Source organism: Microbacterium sp. Bi128 (assembly GCF_918698205.1).
On the sequence record NZ_CAKKMM010001371.1, the window covers coordinates 1 to 1,357 of the forward strand.

A 1,357-nucleotide genomic window follows, 5' to 3' on the forward strand; every position below is an offset into this window, starting at 1 on the left:
TCGCGAACGTTGCCACCAGCGCAACGGCGCCGCCAATCACCACGCGGATCGCTGCTTTGAGCTTTGAGCCGCCGCCAATCCACGCGCCCACGGCGCCGGTGGCGGCCAACGCCACGAGCACGGCCACGAAGGTCAGCGGAATCCTGATGCTTTCCGGCGGCAGCAGGATGGCCAGCATGGGCAGGATTGCACCGGCGAGGAACGCGATGGCAGAAGCGAACGCCGCGTGCCAGGGGCTCACGATGTCGGTCTCGTCAATATGGAGTTCGGCCGAGAGGTGCGCGCCGAGCGCGTCGTGCGCCGTCAGTTCCTTGGCCACCGTCCGTGCGGTCGCGGGGCTGAGGCCCTTGCCCTGGTAGATCGCCGCGAGCTCCTCGAGCTCTTCCTCCGGCTGTTCCTCCAGTTCCCGGCGCTCCTTTTCGATCAAGGCGTGCTGGCTGTCCTTCTGGCTGCTGACGGAGACATATTCCCCGAGCGCCATCGAGATAGCGCCGCCCACCACGCCCGCGGCGCCCGCGAGCAGGATTGCTCCGGTGTCGGTGGTGGCGCCGGCGACGCCGACGACGATCGCTGCGACGGAGACGATGCCGTCATTGGCCCCCAGGACGCCCGCGCGGAGCCAATTGAGGCGGTGTGCGATGTCATTGTGGTGCGGCTCGTTCTCGTGCTGGGTTGCGGCGCCGGTCGTTTCCATGCCTACAGCAAATCACCCGGCGCCGGGGCATGCCAGTATTCCAAGGCTTACCAAAATAAGCCGAGGCTTGCTCCGGCGTTCAGCCCGCGGGCTGCGACGGCGTTTCGCCCGCCGGCCGCGTCGGCATCGAGGCCCTGTCCAGGCCCGGCAGGGCGCCGGAATCCGCACCCCACTGCACCGCCCGCTTCGCAGACCCGAACAGGGCAGCGATGGCCCACTGCCGGGTCCCGCCCTCACTCAGCGCCACGAGGTCGCCATAGACCGGCAGGGCGGCGGCTTCCAGGTCGCCGAGGCCGGCGGCGGGGGAGGCCAGGAAGGACGGCTCCAGCGCGTAGCCCGCCTCACGTGGTGGCACCGCGGAACAGTGCAGCCGGCTCAGGGATTCCACGGCGCCAAGGAGCGCGTCATGATGGGCCAGTTCCTCGGCCGCGGATTTCGCCGCGTCGCCACCGAGCCGGGTCAGCGCCACCTGGTAGCCGTAGATGGTCTGCGCCTCGGTCCGCGCAGCCGACGCCAGGGCGCCGCCGAGGCTGGACGCGGCCGCGGATGGCTCTCCTTCGGGCTGCGCTGCTGTGGACGGTTCTGCTGCGGCCGGACCCTCTGTGGAGGGCGCTGTCGCGGACGGCGCCGGGCAGGTGCCGGACACCTGCGGCGAGGTTACGT

General features: G+C 70.3%; 2 protein-coding genes. Both read right to left on the reverse strand.

From position 1 onward, the window contains the following. Positions 1–694: VIT family protein (locus LQV45_RS32890; RefSeq protein ID WP_230011852.1), on the reverse strand; the 694-nt coding region annotated here is incomplete at its 3' end. A gap of 79 nt (positions 695–773) precedes the next feature. Then, a partial coding sequence (locus LQV45_RS32895; protein WP_230011854.1) for a ferritin-like domain-containing protein occupies positions 774–1,357 on the reverse strand: 584 nt, incomplete at its 5' end.